At 52.9% G+C, this 19,109-nt stretch carries 15 protein-coding genes; 10 read left to right on the top strand and 5 right to left on the bottom strand.

All coding sequences use genetic code 11. The features are described from left to right. Positions 1 to 28 precede the first annotated feature (28 nt). Positions 29 to 3,145: an efflux RND transporter permease subunit gene (locus tag WH279_RS16145; protein ID WP_339457700.1), complete on the top strand. Its 3,117-nt coding sequence runs from the start codon at positions 29 to 31 to the stop codon at positions 3,143 to 3,145. Position 3,146: 1 nt separating this feature from the next. Then, positions 3,147 to 4,619, top strand: coding sequence for an MFS transporter (locus WH279_RS16140; RefSeq protein WP_339457699.1), 1,473 nt, complete (start codon positions 3,147 to 3,149; stop codon positions 4,617 to 4,619). Positions 4,620 to 5,458: 839 nt separating this feature from the next. Here the strand turns inward: WH279_RS16140 and WH279_RS16135 are convergent. Further along, positions 5,459 to 6,715 (bottom strand): SfnB family sulfur acquisition oxidoreductase, encoded by a 1,257-nt coding sequence (locus WH279_RS16135; protein ID WP_445235256.1) that lies wholly within the window; start codon positions 6,713 to 6,715, stop codon positions 5,459 to 5,461. A gap of 916 nt (positions 6,716 to 7,631) precedes the next feature. Between WH279_RS16135 and WH279_RS16130 the strand changes: the two genes are divergently transcribed. After that, positions 7,632 to 7,877, top strand: a complete 246-nt coding sequence (locus tag WH279_RS16130; protein WP_339457698.1) for a hypothetical protein — start codon at positions 7,632 to 7,634, stop codon at positions 7,875 to 7,877. A 286-nt stretch (positions 7,878 to 8,163) separates the two neighbouring features. Here the strand turns inward: WH279_RS16130 and fhuE are convergent, their stop codons facing one another. Then, positions 8,164 to 10,314: a ferric-rhodotorulic acid/ferric-coprogen receptor FhuE gene (fhuE, locus tag WH279_RS16125; protein WP_339458749.1), complete on the bottom strand. Its 2,151-nt coding sequence runs from the start codon at positions 10,312 to 10,314 to the stop codon at positions 8,164 to 8,166. A 379-nt stretch (positions 10,315 to 10,693) separates the two neighbouring features. Here fhuE and WH279_RS16120 point away from each other — a divergent pair, with 379 nt between their 5' ends. Both WH279_RS16120 and WH279_RS16115 read left to right on the top strand, forming a co-directional pair. Continuing rightward, the gene (locus WH279_RS16120; protein WP_133846582.1) at positions 10,694 to 11,470 is read left to right on the top strand and encodes an MBL fold metallo-hydrolase; all 777 of its coding nucleotides are present in this window, start codon (positions 10,694 to 10,696) and stop codon (positions 11,468 to 11,470) included. Positions 11,471 to 11,498: 28 nt separating this feature from the next. Next, positions 11,499 to 12,452: a GlxA family transcriptional regulator gene (locus tag WH279_RS16115; RefSeq protein WP_339457697.1), complete on the top strand. Its 954-nt coding sequence runs from the start codon at positions 11,499 to 11,501 to the stop codon at positions 12,450 to 12,452. A gap of 116 nt (positions 12,453 to 12,568) precedes the next feature. Here the strand turns inward: WH279_RS16115 and WH279_RS16110 are convergent, their stop codons facing one another. Next, positions 12,569 to 13,087, bottom strand: coding sequence for an Lrp/AsnC family transcriptional regulator (locus WH279_RS16110; protein ID WP_133846580.1), 519 nt, complete (start codon positions 13,085 to 13,087; stop codon positions 12,569 to 12,571). A gap of 128 nt (positions 13,088 to 13,215) precedes the next feature. On the opposite strand from WH279_RS16110, the gene WH279_RS16105 reads away from it, so the two are divergent. The 5 genes from WH279_RS16105 to WH279_RS16085 all read left to right on the top strand — a co-directional run bounded on the left by WH279_RS16105 (position 13,216) and on the right by WH279_RS16085 (position 16,234). Then, positions 13,216 to 14,151: a DMT family transporter gene (locus tag WH279_RS16105; RefSeq protein WP_339457696.1), complete on the top strand. Its 936-nt coding sequence runs from the start codon at positions 13,216 to 13,218 to the stop codon at positions 14,149 to 14,151. A gap of 168 nt (positions 14,152 to 14,319) precedes the next feature. Then, on the top strand, positions 14,320 to 14,802 hold the full coding sequence (locus WH279_RS16100) for an Hcp family type VI secretion system effector (protein WP_339457695.1): 483 nt from the start codon (positions 14,320 to 14,322) through the stop codon (positions 14,800 to 14,802). Positions 14,803 to 14,824: 22 nt separating this feature from the next. After that, entirely contained in the window at positions 14,825 to 15,439 is a 615-nt protein-coding gene (locus WH279_RS16095; protein ID WP_133846577.1) for a peptidoglycan recognition protein family protein, read from the top strand. Next, positions 15,436 to 15,825 (top strand): hypothetical protein, encoded by a 390-nt coding sequence (locus tag WH279_RS16090; protein ID WP_159338130.1) that lies wholly within the window; start codon positions 15,436 to 15,438, stop codon positions 15,823 to 15,825. The genes WH279_RS16095 and WH279_RS16090 overlap by 4 nt, the downstream gene beginning before the upstream one ends. 25 nt (positions 15,826 to 15,850) lie before the next feature. Next, a complete protein-coding gene (locus WH279_RS16085; protein WP_339457694.1) occupies positions 15,851 to 16,234 on the top strand; it encodes a hypothetical protein in 384 nt (127 codons plus the stop codon). A 230-nt stretch (positions 16,235 to 16,464) separates the two neighbouring features. On the opposite strand, the gene WH279_RS16080 is transcribed toward WH279_RS16085, so the two are convergent. Then, a complete protein-coding gene (locus tag WH279_RS16080; protein WP_212812663.1) occupies positions 16,465 to 16,725 on the bottom strand; it encodes a hypothetical protein in 261 nt (86 codons plus the stop codon). Positions 16,726 to 16,820: 95 nt separating this feature from the next. After that, positions 16,821 to 18,722: a beta-glucoside-specific PTS transporter subunit IIABC gene (locus WH279_RS16075; protein ID WP_339457693.1), complete on the bottom strand. Its 1,902-nt coding sequence runs from the start codon at positions 18,720 to 18,722 to the stop codon at positions 16,821 to 16,823. Positions 18,723 to 19,109: the final 387 nt, after the last annotated feature.

Here is a 19,109-nt window from a genome sequence, read left to right as displayed (position 1 = left end):
CTGAGCCTCACTTTATCCAGGAACTCCTATGCCACAGTTTTTTATTAATCGCCCGGTTTTTGCCTGGGTTATTGCCGTGTTTATCATCCTGGTTGGGCTGCTGGCGATCCCCAAACTGCCGATCGCACGCTATCCGTCGGTGGCACCACCAAGCGTCAGCATCTATGCCAGTTATCCGGGATCAACCCCGGAGACGATGAACAATAACGTGGTTGCGTTGATTGAGCGTGAACTCTCCTCGGTGAAAAATCTGCTCTATTTTGAGTCATCAGCGGATACCAGCGGCCAGGCGACAATCACCGTGACCTTCCAGCCGGGCACCGATCCAGAGCTGGCGCAGGTGGATGTGCAGAACCGCATTAAAATCGTTGAGCCGCGTCTGCCGCAGGTCGTGCGACAAAACGGGCTTAACGTTGAGGCGGCATCGTCCAGCTTTCTGATGATCGTCGGCCTGACGTCAGAACAGGGGAATATCACTGAAGGCGATCTCAGCGATTACTTCTCGCGCAATATGTCGGAAGAGCTACGCCGAATGGATGGCGTGGGTCGCGTTCAGCTGTTTGGCGCTGAAAAGGCGATGCGCATCTGGCTGGACCCGATAAAACTGACGCAGTACCACCTGACCATTCGGGATATCAGTCAGGCGATCAGCGCTGAGAACGTACAGATATCGCCGGGCCGCATTGGGGATGATCCCGCCGTTACAGGCCAGCGCGTGACGTACCCGATGACGGTACAGGGCCAGCTCGGCACGCCGGAGGAGTTTGGGCGCATTACGTTACGGGCAAATCTGGATGGTTCGCGCGTGGCGCTCTCTGATGTCGCACGGATTGAGCTGGGCCCACAAACCTCCGGTTTCTCCACAAGGGAGAATGGGCGCGTCTCGACCGGAGCGGCGATTCAGCTGGCACCTGGCGCAAACGCCTTGCGCACGGCTGAAGAGGTGAAAGCACGGCTGGAAGAACTGAGTAAAGCCATGCCCGCCGGGATGAAGTACAGCATTCCGTTTGATACCACGCCGTTCGTGAAAGTCTCTATCGAGAAGGTGATTTATACCTTTATCGAAGCGATGGTGCTGGTGTTCCTGGTGATGTATCTGTTCCTGCAAAACGTGCGCTACACCTTTATACCGGCCATTGTTGCGCCCATCGCGTTACTCGGGACGTTTACCGTGATGCTGATGTCGGGGTTCTCGATCAACGTGCTGACCATGTTTGGCATGGTGCTGGCGATCGGCATTATTGTCGATGATGCCATCGTGGTGGTGGAGAACGTGGAACGCATCATGGTCGAGGAGGGGCTACCGCCAAAAGAAGCCACCCAGAAAGCGATGAAGGAAATTACTGGCGCGGTCATTGGTATTACGCTGGTCCTGAGCGCGGTGTTTATCCCGATGGCGATGGCCAGCGGCTCGGTGGGGGCGATATACCGACAGTTCACGCTGTCGATGGCCGTTTCGATCCTGTTCTCAGCGTTCCTGGCGTTAAGCCTGACGCCAGCACTGTGTGCCACGTTACTCAAGCCAGTGAACAAAGGTCATCACGAGAAAAAAGGTTTCTTTGGCTGGTTTAACCGTCGGTTTAACGCCATGACCGACCGCTATGAGAATGGCGTCAGTCGTATGCTTAAGCGGACGGGTCGGAGCCTACTACTGTATGGCGTGCTCTGCGTGGTGCTGTTCTTCGCGATGCGCAGTGTGCCTTCGTCGTTTCTGCCGGAAGAGGATCAGGGCTACTTTCTGACGTCTGTTCAGCTGCCGTCGGATGCCACGAGTGAGCGGACGTTAGAGGTGGTGAAATCCTTTGAAAAAACCGTGCTGGCGCGGCCGGGTATTGATACTAACCTGGCCGTTATGGGCTTCAGCTTTGCCGGTTCTGGCCCGAACTCCGCGCTGGCTTTTACCACGCTCAAGGGCTGGGATAAACGGGAAGGAGCCACAGCCGCTGCCGAAGCCCGTCATGTTCTGGAAACGCTGCACGATATCCCGGAAGGTGAGGTCTACAGTCTGATGCCACCGGCCATCGACGAGCTGGGTAATTCATCGGGCTTCGCCCTGCGTCTGGAAGATCGCGCGGGTAAAGGCTATGCGGCACTGAAGGACGCACAGAACCAACTGCTGGCACTGGCGGCGGGCAGCAAGGTGGTGCAGGGCGTTTATGTCGATGGTCTGCCTGAAGGTCAGGTGATCAATCTGCGTATTGACCGACAGAAAGCCTTCGCGCTGGGTGTTTCGTTTGACGATATCAGCCAGACGATTTCAGGGGCGACAGGTTCGCTGTATGTGAATGACTTCCCGAACGGCGACCGGATGCAGCAGGTGATCATTCAGGCCGATGCCCCGTTCCGCATGGAACTGAACGATATTCTGAAACTGAATGTGCGTAACACCAACAACGGCATGGTGCCGCTGTCGGAATTTGTTCAGGCGAAATGGGAAACCTCACCGCTGCAAATGGTGCGTTATCAGGGTTATCAGGCGGTGAAAATCACCGGCAGCGCCGCCGCGGGTTACTCCAGTGGTGATGCGATGCAGGAGATGGAGCGCCTGGCGGCTGAACTGCCTGAGGGTTTTGCGGTGGAATGGACCGAGCTGTCACTGCAGGAGCAGCAATCCGCCTCTGAAGCGCCGATGCTGATGGCGCTGTCGATGCTGGTGATATTCCTGATACTGGCCGCGCTGTACGAGAGCTGGTCCATTCCCATCTCCGTAATGCTGGTGGTGCCGTTAGGCCTGCTGGGTGCGGTGCTGGCAGTCATATTGCGTGATATGCCGAACGATGTGTTCTTTAAGGTGGGGATGATCACCATCATTGGGCTGTCGGCGAAGAACGCCATTCTTATCGTCGAGTTCGCCAAACAGCTTCATGACAATGGCAAAGGGCTGGCGGAAGCGACGCTGGAAGCGGCCAGAATGCGTTTACGTCCGATCCTGATGACGTCACTGGCGTTCACGCTGGGCGTGGTACCGCTGATGATAGCCAGCGGTGCGAGCGCTGAAACCCAGCATGCCATCGGTACCGGCGTGTTTGGGGGCATGATCAGCGGTACGCTGCTGGCGATATTTTTTGTTCCGCTGTTCTATTTCAGCGTGATGAGCATCGTAGGCAGGTTTAGCCGCCATCGTATAACCCACAAGGAAAGTTGATATGTCTTCCTCATTTCGCTGGGTAATCCTGGCGGTGATCTCCAGCGCGTTATTACTGGTGGTCATTGATATGACCGTGCTCTATACCGCACTACCGCGCCTGACGCACGATCTTCAGGCAACGGCAACGCAGAAGCTGTGGATCGTTAATGCGTATCCGCTGACAATGGCGGGTTTGCTGATCAGTATGGGCGTGCTGAACGACCGCATTGGCGCACGCGGTTTCTTCATTCTCGGGCTGGTCATTTTTGGCATCGCCTCGCTGGCGGCGGCATTTTCCGTTTCCGCTGAGAGGCTGATTGCCTCTCGTGCGCTGCTGGCCGTGGGGGCGGCGATGATGATGCCCGCAACCATGACGATTGTGCGCAGAGCCTTTGACGATCCCGCCGAGCGGTCACTGGCGATTGGCATCTGGGCCGCCGTGGCTTCCGGCGGGGCGGCGCTCGGTCCGGTGATTGGCGGGCTGCTGCTGGAGTATTTCTGGTGGGGATCGGTGTTTCTGATTAACGTGCCAATTGTAGTTCTGGTGCTGCTGTTTTCGCTGAAACTGATCCCACCGATACCGGGCGACCACACCCGGGTATTCAGTCTGACCGCTGCCGTTCAGATTATGGCGGGCCTCACCGGGCTGATCTATGCCATGAAGGAGTTCAGCAAGCCGTCACCGCAGCTCAGCATTGCGGTGATCGCCGGGGTAACCGGGGTGATGATGACGCTGCTGTTTGTCAGGCAGCAGCAGCGCTCAGCCAGTCCGATGCTGGATCTGGCCCTGTTCCGCAATCGGTTCTTTACCGCTGGCGTGATAGCCGCGATGGTGTCAACCGCCTGTGTCATCGGCGTTGAACTGGCCGTGACGCAGCGGCTGCAACTGGTGCTGTCTATGTCGCCTTTACTGGCCGGGCTGTTTATTTTGCCGCTGCCACTCGCCTCCTTTATTGCCGGGCCTGCGGTGGGATGGCTGGTTCCGTATATCGGATCACTCAGGGCGATTCAGTACTCTCTGTTGCTCTCTGCGGCGGGCCTGGCGGTGTACCTGATGGTGTATGACTGTGCCTTGTGGATGACGGTAATAGCCCTGGCGTTGACCGGTGCCGGACTGGGCGGTGCCATGACGGCGGCATCGACCGCCATCATTCTCAATTCACCGGAAAACAGCTCAGGGACGGCGGCATCGATTGAGGGCGTGGCGTTTGAGTTCGGTGGCGCAATCGGCATTACGATTCTCGGCGGCATTTTGGCGGCGGTATATTCATATGATATGTCTGCCATTCCGCATCTGCCTGCGCTGGCGCAGGACAGCATTGATGGTGCGTTAATTGCCGCCGGATCGCTGATACCTGCGGAAGGGCGCGTGTTGCTGAACCTGGCCGAAGCGGCCTTTAGCCGTGGCTTTGTTTCGGTGATCGGTACATCGATTGTTGCATTGCTTCTCACAGGCGGGGTGCTGGCGGTTTATACCCGTAAAAAGGTGTGACAAAGGCTGAAGCCAGTTTGAACACGCAGCATCGGCAATAGGCATGATTTTAAGTGTCGCGTATGATGGCATCCCAGCTGAGACATCTCACAGGGAGTGGTCAACATGATTAATTTCGATTATTTTATCGACCAGGCAAAGCACCTTGCCACATCTGAATTGCGTGTTTTGTCTTGAGGAGGGAATACAGCAACATCTTAACGCCCTGCGCCAGAAACGCGCCGTCTGATCATCAAGCCCGCTGATGCGCTGAGGGATCCCCACAAAACAAGACCTGCATTATTGGCAGCCACCTTCTTTTCCGGTCGGCCAGTGACGCGGGCCTGCACGATGGCCAGGTTCAGGTCAACGTCAAGGGCGTTTCGCTTTCCCGCTGCGCGGGCTGAGCGACCCAGGGCTTTGCGGCAGGCGCTGCGTCCACTGCGTGGATGCCTTCGCAAGCGCGGTTCACCGACGGACTGGTCGTGACGGCACATCCCTGTGCCGGCTCTCCCTCTCACCGCCGTCGTGGCGGTTCGTCCTGGTTCACTGTGCTTCCTCAGCGCTGCTGAATGCCGCCTCAACGTCAAAATCCAGGTCAAAATCCTGATTCAAATCAATCCGCAGAGGCTGTCACAGGGTGGGGGGGGGTAATACCCACAGCGAGCAGACGTTCTGCGGGGATGGGGCCAGTTTGAGGTAAGCCGGACGTCACGCGGCAGGGACGCCGCGTGCCGAGGCCCGCATGGATGCGTCTTTTGCCGATCCGGCGTGCTCAAACTGGCCTCAGACCTGAAGCCGAATGATCAGCCATTCATTTTTGTGGGGATACCTCAGCGCTGATGCGGGTTTTTTCTGCATTAACTCCACGCATGGCGCGGTGGGTTAACGCCGTTCAGATAGTAGTTCCCGACATGGAAATACTTCCAGCGCACTGGATCGTGCAGGGTGTGCGTGCGGGCATTGCGCCAGTGGCGATCAAGCTGATATTCCGCCAGCGTGGAGCGCGTGCCGGCCAGTTCAAACAGCTTGTTACCTGCAAGAATGGCGATCTCGGTGGACAGCACTTTGGCTTCGGCTGTGGCGACGGTAGCGGCGGCTACCGTTTCTTCACTGGGTGTGGTGATAGCAACGTCGATCAGCTCTCCGGCGCGCCACAGCAGCGCTTCGGCGGCATGCAGACGGATTTGCAGGTCGCCGATGGCAGCAATGGTAAAGGGATCATCGCTGGCGCGTTCCTGGCCGCTGTCGATCCACGGGCGTGATTTCTCGCGCACAAAGGCCAGCGTATCGGCCAGCGTGCCGCGTGCAATCCCCGTATCCACCGCCGCCTGAATAATTTGAGAAATCGGGCCAGCGGCAGTTGGGCGTTCAAATGCCTGCCAGACGGGAATCAGTCGTTCCTGCGGTGCATGAACATTGTCCAGCAGCACGGTGCCGGACGCAGTAGTCCGCTGGCCAAAGCTCGACCAGTTGTTGATCACTGTCAGGCCCGCTGCATCGCGATCCAGCACCACCAGATTGGCGCGACCTTCTTCATCTACTGCCACGGTATGCACCAGATGCGCCAGCAACGCGCCCGTGGCGTAGAACTTCTCGCCATTCACCACCAGTTCACCGTTATGCGGACGCACCGTTGTTTTAAAATCGGCCACCGTGGCGGTGCCTTTTTCGGAGAACGCGTTGCCCCAGCGTAATCCCGATAACACGCCGGCCAGCAGCGTCTGCTTCTGGCTTTCCGTTCCGTCCTCCAGCAGATGGGCAACACCCGCCAGATGATTTTGCGGGATCTGCCCCAGCGCCGAGTCCGCAGCGGAGATAATGGCAATCACCTTCGCAACCGTGGCATAGGAAACACCAGCGCCACCGTATTCCTGCGGGATATTGATGCCCCACAGGCCGCTTTGGGAGAACGCGTCCAGCTCGGCCACCGGTAAAATACCGTCACGGTCGCGGCGGGCAGCCCCCGGTGCAAACTGCTGCGCCAGCCGTTCCGCGACAGCAATCGCTTCAGCATCACTGGTAATGATATGCGCAGGCTGTGACGGTCGCGGCAGCGGATCGAAGTGTTCCGGGGAGTTAACATAAAATTCAGTGGCTTCAGCCAGGGATTCGATAGCAGACACAGGCACTCCTTAATGACGGTGACAGGGCGCATTGCGCGGATAACACCATCCTGTCACACTGTGTTCACGTCGGTTATAAGGATTCATCGCATCGATTGTTACCGCGCTGATAAGGCGCGGGTTGGGAAACGGGAATAGCGACCGCAGTTATGAACTTATCAAATATTTAATTATAGAGATAAATCTTTCTTCTCCGCGTAAACCCATTGACTTTATTAATGCCCTGTCTATTTTATCACTCACAAGGAAGTAGAGCATTTCCATGTTGTTTATATATAAAGCATTATACAGGGAAGGTTATAATTCTCTTAATCTTCTCGCGCTCTGTGCGGCCATCTGAAATTTTCAATAAAAACAAGCCGCGGTAACTATGACAAGTGAGTATTTGTTTATTTTAATGCTAATGTCATATTTAAACCCTGCGGAGTTAATGATTAGCATTGACAGACTGCTGGCCATTGCTGTCTTGGTTAGTTTTCCGCTGGAATACCATGCGAGCGCTTTTGTTAGTTTTATATCAAGCGATTTTACCTTATCACTCCCTATGTTTTTAAGTTCTTCGTCGATATACATTTCCATCATGTCTGCAATAATATCTTTTCTTTTGTATATTTCAAAAGCTGACTTGATAAGCCTGGTATCTTCTTTTTTTTAGTTCAGAGCATACATTGGCATATTTATCGAAAAGGCATGAGCTATACCATGAAGCCCTTTCTACTCCACGTTTAACATCCTCTAAGATCACATGACTACTGCGATTTACTCCCTTAACTGCTTTCTCAAGCGCTAATGCAGCATCTCTTTCTGATGTGCTCCGGGATTGTAATGTTGATGATATACTCATTGCTGGTTTTCCTTTACCATGATAAAAATGCTTTAACACTAACTGTATCACGAGGGATTTGTTTTGAGAAAATGGATTTTGAAGGTTATATTATTTTTCGTTTTTTTTGCTATTGTTTCTATGGTTGTATTTGAATTATCATTTAGATTTTCGACTGCCGATTTTTTTATTCGCCTATTAGATGAAGTGGGTTTTTTAGGGTTTAAAACATCTTTTGATTCGTTGGTTATTCTTCTGGTTGTTTTTTCATTTTTTATTTCCCTTTTTGTTTTTTCTGTTTTAATAGCTCGCAAAAAAGGAAATAAATAAAAATGAAAATATTGTTATATTTCTTAAAGGATACGGCATCTGATTTTATCGTGAATATGGTGGTTATTTTCTTGTTTGTTTTTTATTATTTTGTTGTGCCGGATTATTGGTTTTTAAGTAGTCTTTTAACCATCGTTGCAGTCGGTACTGTCAGGATTTTTTTCTCTAAAAAAAACTGATCAACCGCGTCAGCCAATCTCTTCCAGTATCACCACGCAGTTCTCATTTATGCAGTAATCGCCTTTGTCTGTATGATCAGCCCCGTCATCGTGCCGGGGCTTTTTCATCAGAAGGCGTACGACAGGTTGACCGAGTAGCTACGCGGTTCGCCGTAAACCACATAATCGCTGCCCCATGAGTAATAAGAGCGGTCAAAGAGTTTATCGACGTTGGCCTGTACCGCCAATTGTCTGGTGAACTGGTAGCGGGCAAACAGGTTGGCCAGTGGATAGCTGCCCTGGTAGACGCGCTGCACTTCACCATCCGGGCCGGTGGCGTCCTGGAAGGTGCGGTTCTGCCAGTTAAGCCCGCCACCGATGGTCAGGTCCTGCAACATCGGTAAACGGTAGCGGGAGAAGAGTTTAAATGAGGTCTGCGGCATATTGCTGTTGAAGCGGCCGGAGGTATCTCGCGCCACATAGCGCGTTGCCCCGAAGGTCATTTGCAGGTTGTCGGTGACGGCACCGTTCAGCTCAAACTCCGCGCCTTTACTGACCGCGCCTTTAGCCGCCACATACGCCTGCTCGCTGGAGCCATTCACAAACGTGCCGCTGAGTTCCTGACCCACGTTCTCCTGCTCAATACGGAATACCGCAAAGGTGGCGGTCAGACGCCCATCAAACCAGTCAGACTTCAGGCCGGTTTCATAGTTTTTCCCGGTCACTGGCGACAGATAGGCCCCATCAGTGCCACGGTAGGTCTGTGGCTGGAAGATCGAGGTGTAGCTGGCGTAAGCGGACCAGGTGTCATCGATGTCGTACACCAGGCCGCCGTATGGCGTGATGTTATTTTTGTTCATGTTGCCACTGCTGCCAACGGTGCTCCACTGGGTGTAGCGTGCGCCGAGGATCAGCGACAGTGGGTCGGCCAGCGAGAAGCGGGCGGCGGTGTAGGCCGATTTCTGGCGGATCACGTCATCGGCATTCAGATACCAGTCACCCCATTCGGGCTCCTGAACGTTGCCGTTCCAGTTGTTATCAAAACTGCCCATCTGTGCATAATCCAGCGCACCGTCCACGCTGTAGGTCTGGTTATGCTGACGGCTGTAGCTGACGCCGGCCATCAACTCATGGTTACGACCCAGCAGTTCAAACGGACCGCTGGCATAGGTATCAATGGATTCCTGCGTGCGCTTACCGCGATCCAGACTGCCATAGCCGCTGACCCCGGTACCGGTCACCGCATCGGGGAACTCCATCACATACAGCAGCTTGTCAGCAAAGGTCTGCTCAGCGTGCGTGGCATTGACGCGGAAGGTCCAGCCGTTATCAAAGTCATGTTTGATGTTGGCAAAAACCTTACGCGAATCGAGGCTGTAACGCGTCCAGTCGGCCGACGGATTGAGGTTGCGGCTGTAATGGGTGCGCGAACCGTTGCTGTACCAGGTCGGCAATCCACCCCAGGTCGGGTTGCCGGTGTTGCTCTCCTGATAGTCGTAGCCGAGCGACACCGTGGTGTTGTCGGTCACATCGGCATCCAGCACGCCGTAGAGGAAGTTTTTGCTTTTATGGTAGCGATCCAGCCAGCCGTCCTGATCCTGGTAACCCGCGATAACGCGGCCACGTAAGGTGCCTTCTTCGTTCAGCGGGGCAGAGAGGTCGGCCACGTAACGCTGGGTGTTCCAGCGGCCATAGCTGGCGCTGAGATTGCCGGTCACCGTCTTGCTGTCGGCATGTTTGCGTACCATATTGACCGACGCCGACGGGCTGCCCGCACCGCTCATCAGCCCGGTTGCGCCGCGCACGACTTCGATGCGGTCATAGATGGCGGTGTCTTCTCCGGCATCGCCGTAGTTCCAGTTATCTGCCGCCGACGTAGGGATATCATCGAAGGTGTAATTGGTGATCTGGAAACCGCGAGAGAAGTAGGAGGAGCGTTCGCTATCGACCAGTTGGGTGGCGATCCCGGTGGTGTTATCCAGCACCTCACCCACGGTTTGCAGATTCTGGTCCAGCATTCGCTGCTCGGTGACGACGCTTAATGACTGCGGGACATCGCGCGGGGTCATCAGCATTTTGGTGCCGGCGCGGGTGGTTTTGACCGTGTAATCCTGCTTCTCGCTGGCGGCGGTGTCATCTGCCGTGGCATCCACCACCATTTCCTGCGGGGAGGCGGCTTCCTGTGCCATGGCCGGGTTAACCAGCGAATGGATCATCAGCGCAAGCAGTGAAACGGACAACGTCGTTTTTTGGCCCGGCGCGCGCAGAGGCGAGCCCATTCCCCTGGTGTGGGATGAGAAGGTGCGGGAAGACATGGTTTTTCCTTGTGCGAAATAGGGAATAACAAAAAGCGTGGCCATTTTTTTATCGGTCAGTCACGGGCCAGATGGCCGAGAGACAGGGTGGCGCAGCTAAAGTTCAATACTAATGATTATGATAATCATTTTCTTTTATAGAATCATTGTTATTTTTTTGACACCAGCTGAAACCAGGTGTGTGTTTGTTGTTAGATCAGTGGCTTGATAGTGATGTTGACCCGATCCCACCGCAATATGGCCTGAAGGGGGATCGCTGACTGTCCTGATATCATCGATAATGCGTTTCGGGCCAGGTTTAGCACCGGCACTGACAACAGGCATAACATTAAGGTGAATATCGATGAAAATTACTCAGGTGCGCAATGCGACTCAACGGATTGTTTATGCTGGAAAGACGTTTCTAATCGATCCCATGCTATCCAAAAAAGAGGCATGGCCGGGGTTTCCAGGTACTGTCCGCTCAGAAATCCGTAATCCGATGGTTGAGCTGCCCTTCGATGTGCCAGTATTGCTGGACGTTGACGCCATCATTGTCACGCATACGCATCAGGATCATTGGGACGAAGCGGCCGTGGCGCTCATTCCAAAAGAGAAGCTGATTTTTGTGCAAAATGACAGTGATGAACAGCTTCTGCGATCGCAAGGGTTCAGTAACCTGGTGGTGCTGGCTGAAACCAGTCAGTTTGGCGACATATCGCTCATCAAGACCCGCTGCCAGCATGGGTCTGATGAAGCTTATGCCAACCCTCAATTAGCAGAGCGGCTGGGAGAGTCCAGTGGGATTGTGTTTCAGCACCCGGATGAGAAATCACTTTATCTGGTGGGTGACTCCATCTGGATCGATGCCGTTGAGGATAATATGCGTAAATATCTGCCTGGCGTAGTGATAATGAACACGGGCTGGGCGCATGTTCTGGGATATGGTTCGATTATCTTCGGTAAAGAAGATGTCCTGAAAGCCCATCTTGTGCTGCCAGAAGCCCAGATTGTTGCTACCCATATGGAAGCCATCAATCATTGCCTGGTGACTCGCCAGGCGTTGCTGGAGTATGCACGGATTAATCATCTGGAGGATTTTGTCAGCGCACCTGCAGACGGAGAGTCAGTCACGTTCTAATATCCTCAAATCAGTCCGGGAGTGTTGTATGTCTGTGGCATCGGTTGCGATTGTTGTTACTGAAGGGTTCAGCACCTTTCACGTGTCAGTTCCACTGATTCTGTTTGGGGATGCCACGACAGATGACACGCTGTTTACACGCCTTATCTGTACCGAGACGCCGGGACTCATCTGGTCAAAAGAAGCAACCGCAATCCAGGCGGACCACGGGTTTGATGCGCTGGCGCAGGTGGATATTGTTATCGTGCCCTTCTGGAACCAGGTTGAGCAACGCCCGCCGCAGCCGTTGCTTGATGCCCTGGTCAAGGCGAGAGCAGGGGGCAGCCAGATTGTGGGATTATGTCTGGGGACGTTTGTACTGGCTTATGCCGGGCTGCTTGATGGGCACCAGGCCGCGACACACTGGGAATATGAAGCGATTTTCCGCACATTATTCCCGAACGTTCATTTGAATGTGAATGCGCTTTATGTGGAAGACGACGGCCTGATCACTTCTGCAGGGACCGCTGCCGCGTTGGACTGTTGCCTGCACGTTATTCGGCAGCGTTTGGGAAGCCAGATCGCGAATCAGATCGCAAGGAGAATGGTGACGCCTCCGCATCGTGACGGTGGCCAGGCTCAGTTCATTGAACAGTCAATCCCGCACAATACGACAGATAACAGAATGAATATGCTACTCGACTATATGCAAAGGAACCTTCAGTTACCCCACGATCTTGATTCTTTGGCTAACAGGGCGTCAATGAGCCGCAGGACGTTAACCCGGCATTTCAATAAAGCCACCGGCATGTCCGTGGTCGAATGGCTAACCGTGGCGCGACTCTATCGTAGCCAGGAACTCCTTGAAACGCTGGCGATGCCTGTAGAACAGGTGGCCGGGCAGGTAGGATTTCAGTCTGCTGTGACCTTTCGACAATTGTTTCGCGAAAAATTCGGCGTCAGCCCGAGTGAGTGGCGTAAAACATTTCGTCTCACGGAATAAAACAGGACGTTAAAAGGGGCGATTTTCCGCCCCTTTTAACGTCAGTACGAAGAAAATTCGACTTTCTTCGTACTGGGAAACCTCTGACTTATGCGCGACCAGGTTATCAAGCCCCCTTAACGAGAAGACGCCGCCGATCGCCCTGGTGACGTTCTGAGATGCTGCGTTGGCAGGGCGGTGGTGTATTTCACCTGGCTTAAGGCGAAGCTGGAACGAATACTGGATACGCTCTCTATCTGCGTCAGGCAATCCATCATCAGCAACTGATATTTTTGCAGATTTTCCACCACCACCCGCAGCAGAAAATCCGACTCCCCGGTCATCAGATAGCACTCCATGACCTCCGGGCGTTCGCTGATGGCATCGGTGAAATGCCGCAGTGACACTTTGTCCTGCTGCTTCAGCGAGACATGCACAAAGACGTTCACCGCCAGGCCAAGGCTCAGCGGATCGGCCAGCATCACTGCGCCTCTTAAAACGCCTTTTTCCTTCATTTCCGTGACTCTGCGCCAGCAGGGGGAGGTGGACAGGCCCACGCGTTCCGCCAGCTCAGCGTTGCTGATATCCGCATTTTGCTGCAACAGATCCAGTATGCGCAGACTGGTTTCATCCAGTTCAATCGTGTCTTGGGGCATATTTTACCTGTAAATTGTGTTTTTGACGGAAACCGTTTCTTTTTTTAGCGTTATGGCGGGTAATTAGAACAGCTTTTCCTGTAACGGGAAAATAAAATCATCACATTGATGCACAGTGAGTGATGACGATGAGTAACGCGAAAACAGCCGTACAGAATGCCGGGCAGCATTCAATGAAAACCACGGTTTTGTGGCTGCTGGTGATGGTGGTTTTATGGGGGCTGAGCTGGCCTGCCACCAAGATGGCGCTTAACGATGTGCCGCCGTTATGGCTTGCGGCCATCCGTTTCGGCAGCGCCGGAGCCTGTCTGTTTCTGTTTGTCGCGGTTAAAAAAGAGCTGAAACTGCCGGCCAAAAGCGATATGCCCGTGATCCTCAGCATCGGCATTTTCCAGATGGTGGTCTTCACCGGATTAGGGATGATCGCCATGCAATACACTGATACCAGCCATGCAGTACTGCTGGCGTATACCACGCCGCTGTGGGGGATCCTCTCTTCCTGGCTGCTGTTGCGCCATACGCCATCTTTCATTCAGATCATTGCGCTGTTAACCGGGCTGGTGGGTATCGGGCTGATCTGCTCCCCGCTGGAAATGAACTGGTCCGCACCCGGTGCCGTGATGGGCTGTGCGTTTCTGATTACCGGTGCCATCTCGTGGTCACTGGTGATTATCCATGTGAAGCACCATAAGTGGACGGCAACGCCGCTATCACTGGCCCCCTGGCAAATGCTGATTGCCGCCATTCCGTTGATTTTCTTTGCCCGTTTACTTGATGGCCCGGTTGAGGCCATCCATTTCAGCTCCGGCCTTCTCTGGCTGCTGTTCTTTATTGGCCCGGTTGCCACCTCAGTCTGCTTTGTCATCTCGTCTGAACACGGGCGGCGCATCAGCGTATTTGCCATGTCCAGCTTCACGTTGGGCGTGCCATTGGTTGGCGCGCTGGCATCGGTGGTCTTTCTGGGTACCTCGCTATCAGGGCTGTTTATGACGGGTCTGGCTCTGGTGTTCGCCGGGGTGAGTATGACCGCCTTTTCCGCCGGGAAAACCCGACCGCACTCCTGAATGCGATCGCACCAGAACTTCTGATATTCCAGGCAAAACCACGACTGACGTTGCCACAGATAACTGATAGGGTCCCCATTTCGTATGGGGCCTATCAGGTTATGCGCGCAGCACCCAAACAGAGGAAAGATTCACGTTATAACCGGATGCCCACCACAAGGAGGATGTATGGCTCAGGATATGTTTATCAAAGTCAATGGTATTGAGGGCGAATCACTGGATTCTTCTCATAAAGGGGAAATCGAGCTTTTAAGATGGAACTGGTCAGTCACTCAGCCCGCGAATATGCACTCGGGAAGTGGCGGAGGTTCGGGAAAATCGACCGTCCACGATTTATATTTCAAACATTTCATTGATAGATCCTCGACCACGCTCACTGAGTTCTGCCTGACGGGAAAACATATCCCGGAGGCTGTTCTGACCGTCAGAAAAGCCGGTGGAACCCCGTTGGACTTCTTAACAATAACCCTGCAAGAGCTGATTATTACCAGCGTAGAGCCGATGGGTATGAACCACATGCCAATGCCGATAGAAAGAGTCGGCCTCAGTTTTTCAAGAGTGAAATTAGAATACGTACCACAGAGCGCAGAAGGAAATAAACTGGGTGTGGTAGCGATGGGTTATGACATTAAAGCTAACGCGATTATTTAGTGCATTTATAAAGGAGTATAAAATGTATATCGATGAAGATGGTTATATTTATGATGACCGCATTGAGCGAAAAATATTTAAAACGATTGAGCGGGGAAGCCTCGATAGCGTTAATGGTATTGTGGTGCATCAAACTGCCAGTCCGACAGCTCAAAGCACCTTTAACAGTTATGGCAACAAATCGGCTAACGGCGCACATTTTTTGATCGACAAGGATGGCAAGGTTTATCAAACGGCTTCGTTATTCAAAATGACCTGGCATGTTGGTCTGGTGCAGTCCAAATGTTTTTTACAGAAAGTATGCCAACCGACTGAAGTGCGCTTATTGGCATTACATACCCAAAGATTTTGGGAAAGAGAGATTTCTCAAGAAATATCCAATATAGAGAGAGGGAAGAACTTCCCTGACCGGTTCCCAAATAATACTGACAGTATAGGCATTGAAATCGTTGGAATGGCTGTTGGGCCTGAGAATAAAAAAGTTTTCGAATCTGTCACTGATGAACAAAATCGATCCCTTAAATGGCTGGTATCAGAGCTGACTCGTCAATTTCAAGTGCCCATGACTGAGGTTCACCGACATCCTGATATTGGAAGGAAAAACACAACCGAAGCGAGCACAGCAAAATGGGAATGAAAGAAATATTAATTATTTTTTTATGTTCTACTTCACTAGCTGTACAGGGCAGGCAAGTAGAACACATTGAGGTTATTGAAGGGGGGCATTACGATGGCCTTGCTGAAGATAAAGATGGGTATGCTAAGTGGTGTGAATTATTCAACCCTACGACAGAACAACTTATCAATTATTTTTCTAAAGCTGAAGAGACTGATTATAGCGGTGAATGGCTGCATGAATATTACTCCCCGTGTATAGCATCTGGTACCGTTACGTTCAAAGATGGTGCATATGGCACCTGGGGACTACACTCCAGTGGTCTTGGTGGCGTTACTTTTAAAGATAAAGAAAATTACGGAAAAGAAAAATCGTTTCTTTATCTTGATAATGCATGGGAAGACTAATGCTACTGGATATGAGCACAGCTAAATGGGAATAATAAAAGTCATTTTTTTATTTTTATTACTTGTTCCTGTATTTACTCAGGCAAGAGAAGTAAGCCAGATTAACATCGTTAAGACAGGTGCTTACGATAGCGAGGGCAGATATGAGTACGAAAAGGAAGGATGTAAGACATTTAACCCAACCAAGGAGCAGCTTATCCATTACTTCACTAAAGCCGAAGAATCAGATGCTAGTGGTGAGTGGATGAACGAATATTATTCACCTTGTGTGGCATCCGGTACGATCACGTTTAAATATAGTTCTTCTGGTGAGTGGATAATACATTCCAGCGGGCTTGGGTGGGTTGATTTCACCGAGGGGAAAAGAAAGTATTTCTACTACATCGACAACGCTTGGGAGGACGAATGAAAATCGTAAGTATCCTGTCTCAATATCTCGGGATATAAGAACCCACCGCAAGTACATTTTCTGAGGGGATGGGGCCAGTTTGAGGTAAGCCGGACGTCACGCGACAGGACGTCGCGTGCCGAGGCCCGCAGGGATGCGTGTTTTGCCGATCCGGCGTGCTCAAACTGGCCCCGGACCTTACACTAAATAGCCAGCGACTAGAGACTGGAGATATCGCAGACACAAAAACATTACAACCCGGTACTAAAGGTAATCAATCCCAGCAGAATACCGGGGCTGTTGGCAATCACAATCGGCCAGTTTCGCCTCTCACTGAGCAACCCATATGACACCCATAACACGCAGTTAACGGCCGCCGCCAGTGGCTGCATGGGATTGGTTTTCAGGCCATTAAGGTTGTCGATAATCAGGGGGATATAGGAGATGTACATAAAACAGCAAGCGACGGTGGCCAGCCAGCCGATAAGAAAATGCAATTTAACCTGCGACATGATGTTTGCCTGTCTGCCTTAGACGTTATCAGCGGTGGAAGATGAGGTTGAAACCCCGGCGTGCCACTGCGTGGCACGCCGGGGTTTTTATGCCATCAGGAGAGGGTCATCAACGGTGTCAGTGGCTGAATCACACCCTGGGACTGATGTTTATCCAGCTGATAGTCGTCGCTGTTAACCACCAGCACCGGGGTAGTGAGGTCGTAACCCGCCGCTTCGATTTCGGCCTTATCAAATGCCAGCAGCGGCGTCCCGGCCGTGACCCTGTCACCTTCTTTCACCAGCGGGTGGAAGTGCTTGCCCTGCAGGTTAACGGTGTTCAGGCCCACGTGGATCAGCAGCTCGGCACCGTTATCACAGAGAAGCCCGATAGCATGGTGAGAATCAATCAACGTGGCCACCACGGCATCACACGGTGCCACCACCTGGCCTTCACTCGGACTGATGGCGATGCCGTCACCCAGCATTTTTCCGGCAAACGTTTCATCGTTAACACTTTCCAGCGCGATGGCCGTACCCGACAGCGGGCTGAACAGTGCCAGGCTCTGGGCCGGAGCCGGAGCCGCAGTGGCAGTAGTGGCAGTCGCAGCAGGAGCCTGCTGATTTTTTTCACTCAAAAGTTCTTCATCAATCGGATCTTCAAAGCCGACAAACTGCACCATGACAATCGTCAGGATAATGGCCGTGGCGCTGCCCGCCAGTTCACCAATAAACGACATCGGAGCATCGGGGCTGATGGCATTGACGAGGGTAAACAGACCCGGCAATGCAGCATACGCGTAGTAGAGCGAGCCAAACATACTGGCCACGACGGCACCAATGGCACCACCGATACAACCGCAGATAAACGGTTTTTTGAAACGCAGCGTCACACCGTAGATAGCCGGTTCGGTGATGCCGAAAATCGCAGTGACACCGGCTGATAAGGAGGTCGCTTTCAGCGCCCGGTTACGCGTTTTCAGGAACACCCCGAACACGGCGGCCATCTGGCCGATCACCGCAATCGTCTGGTAGGCCTGGAAGGAGTCATAACCCTGTGTATCGAAGTTCGCCATTATCACCGGCGTAATGCCCCAGTGAACGCCGAAGATCACAATAATCTGCCAGACCCCGCCGATCACGGCAGCCGCAACGGCAGGGGCAAAGGCAAACAGGGCGTTATAGCCGCTGGCAATGCCCATCGCCGCCCAGGTGGTGATCGGGCCAATCACAATCAGCGTCAGGGGCACAATCACCACGAAGCAGATCAGCGGCGTGAACAGGGCGCTGATCACCTCCGGCAGGATTTTCTCAACGCGTTTTTCAAGCCAGGAGAGCGCCCAGACCAGGAACAGCGGCGGTAATACCGATGAGGTATACACGGTTTTGGCCAGCGGGATAAACAGGAAGCTGATGGTTTCGCCCCCGGCAATCCGGCCCGCCATGGATGTCCATTCCGGGTTAATCAGGGCGCAACAGCAGAGCACGGCAATAAAAGGATTACATTTGAAGTGTCTGGCCGCGGTAATCGCAATAAACACCGGCAGGAAGGCAAACGGCGTCCACGACATAAAGTTGAAGATGGCAAAGGTGCCGGAGGTTTTAATATCCGCATCAATCAGGCCGACGACAATTAAGATCCCCTGAAGAATACCGGCGGCAGCAAGAATATAAACGATGGGCGCGAACACCGCCGACATGGTACCGATGACGGCATCCAGCACACGCGTTTTCTGTTTAGCGGTGCCGCCGGCGTGCTGCTCGCCAATCAGTGACGAGAGGGCATTGAACACATCGGCCACGTGGGTGCCGATCACCACCTGAAACTGTCCACCGCTCTCAACCACGGCGATCACGCCCGGCAGGCTCTGGACTTTCGCCTTAGCGCCGTCCGGCGTTTCGTTTAGTACCAGACGCAAACGTGTCGCACAGCGCGAGAAGGTATTGATATTATTTTCACCGCCAACCTCGTGAAGAATATCAGTTGCTAACTTATTGTAATCCCTGATAACTGCCATATTGTCAGACCTTTTTATTATGGGTAGCTGGTTATGTAACAGAGGGTGAAACTGATTTGATGCTATCAGTGAAACCGATTTCTGCAACCGGTTTCATATTAGAGCGTGAGCTGTTTCACAGGGTTTCATTTCGGGCTACAGGGCAGGGAATGTGAGAGCTAAACCACGGCGGAAACGCTGAAGGGGGGCTTATGCATCATCACGAATCCAGAGATTAAATCGCGTACAGGTCGCTTGTAGCAGGGGCTGGCGGGGTGTCTTGCGCAGCAAAAAACAGTGCCATTTTATAAGAATTTTTACCTGCCGGACGTCAACAACAAGGCCTATATTCGCAGCATTGGAGCAGCGGTTCTTCCAGGGGATGGAAAAGAACAATAAAACGTTAAC

Origin of the sequence: Erwinia sp. MYb375 (assembly GCF_037479175.1) — a bacterium.
In the GTDB taxonomy this organism is placed as follows: Bacteria; Pseudomonadota; Gammaproteobacteria; order Enterobacterales; family Enterobacteriaceae; genus Erwinia; species Erwinia rhapontici.
Note: the sequence above shows the minus strand (reverse complement) of the source record. Positions and strands in the feature narration are given on the sequence as shown.

What these genes read in the sequence shown, in the direction of transcription:
- WH279_RS16105 (WP_339457696.1), top strand. Translation starts at nt 13,216, where the DNA reads ATGAGTAACGCGAAAACAGCCGTACAGAATGCCGGGCAGCATTCAATG.
- WH279_RS16120 (WP_133846582.1), top strand. Translation starts at nt 10,694, where the DNA reads ATGAAAATTACTCAGGTGCGCAATGCGACTCAACGGATTGTTTATGCT.
- WH279_RS16080 (WP_212812663.1), bottom strand. Translation starts at nt 16,725, where the DNA reads ATGTCGCAGGTTAAATTGCATTTTCTTATCGGCTGGCTGGCCACCGTC.
- WH279_RS16085 (WP_339457694.1), top strand. Translation starts at nt 15,851, where the DNA reads ATGGGAATAATAAAAGTCATTTTTTTATTTTTATTACTTGTTCCTGTA.
- WH279_RS16075 (WP_339457693.1), bottom strand. Translation starts at nt 18,722, where the DNA reads ATGGCAGTTATCAGGGATTACAATAAGTTAGCAACTGATATTCTTCAC.
- WH279_RS16145 (WP_339457700.1), top strand. Translation starts at nt 29, where the DNA reads ATGCCACAGTTTTTTATTAATCGCCCGGTTTTTGCCTGGGTTATTGCC.
- fhuE (WP_339458749.1), bottom strand. Translation starts at nt 10,314, where the DNA reads ATGGGCTCGCCTCTGCGCGCGCCGGGCCAAAAAACGACGTTGTCCGTT.
- WH279_RS16115 (WP_339457697.1), top strand. Translation starts at nt 11,499, where the DNA reads ATGTCTGTGGCATCGGTTGCGATTGTTGTTACTGAAGGGTTCAGCACC.
- WH279_RS16100 (WP_339457695.1), top strand. Translation starts at nt 14,320, where the DNA reads ATGGCTCAGGATATGTTTATCAAAGTCAATGGTATTGAGGGCGAATCA.
- WH279_RS16095 (WP_133846577.1), top strand. Translation starts at nt 14,825, where the DNA reads ATGTATATCGATGAAGATGGTTATATTTATGATGACCGCATTGAGCGA.
- WH279_RS16140 (WP_339457699.1), top strand. Translation starts at nt 3,147, where the DNA reads ATGTCTTCCTCATTTCGCTGGGTAATCCTGGCGGTGATCTCCAGCGCG.
- WH279_RS16090 (WP_159338130.1), top strand. Translation starts at nt 15,436, where the DNA reads ATGAAAGAAATATTAATTATTTTTTTATGTTCTACTTCACTAGCTGTA.
- WH279_RS16110 (WP_133846580.1), bottom strand. Translation starts at nt 13,087, where the DNA reads ATGCCCCAAGACACGATTGAACTGGATGAAACCAGTCTGCGCATACTG.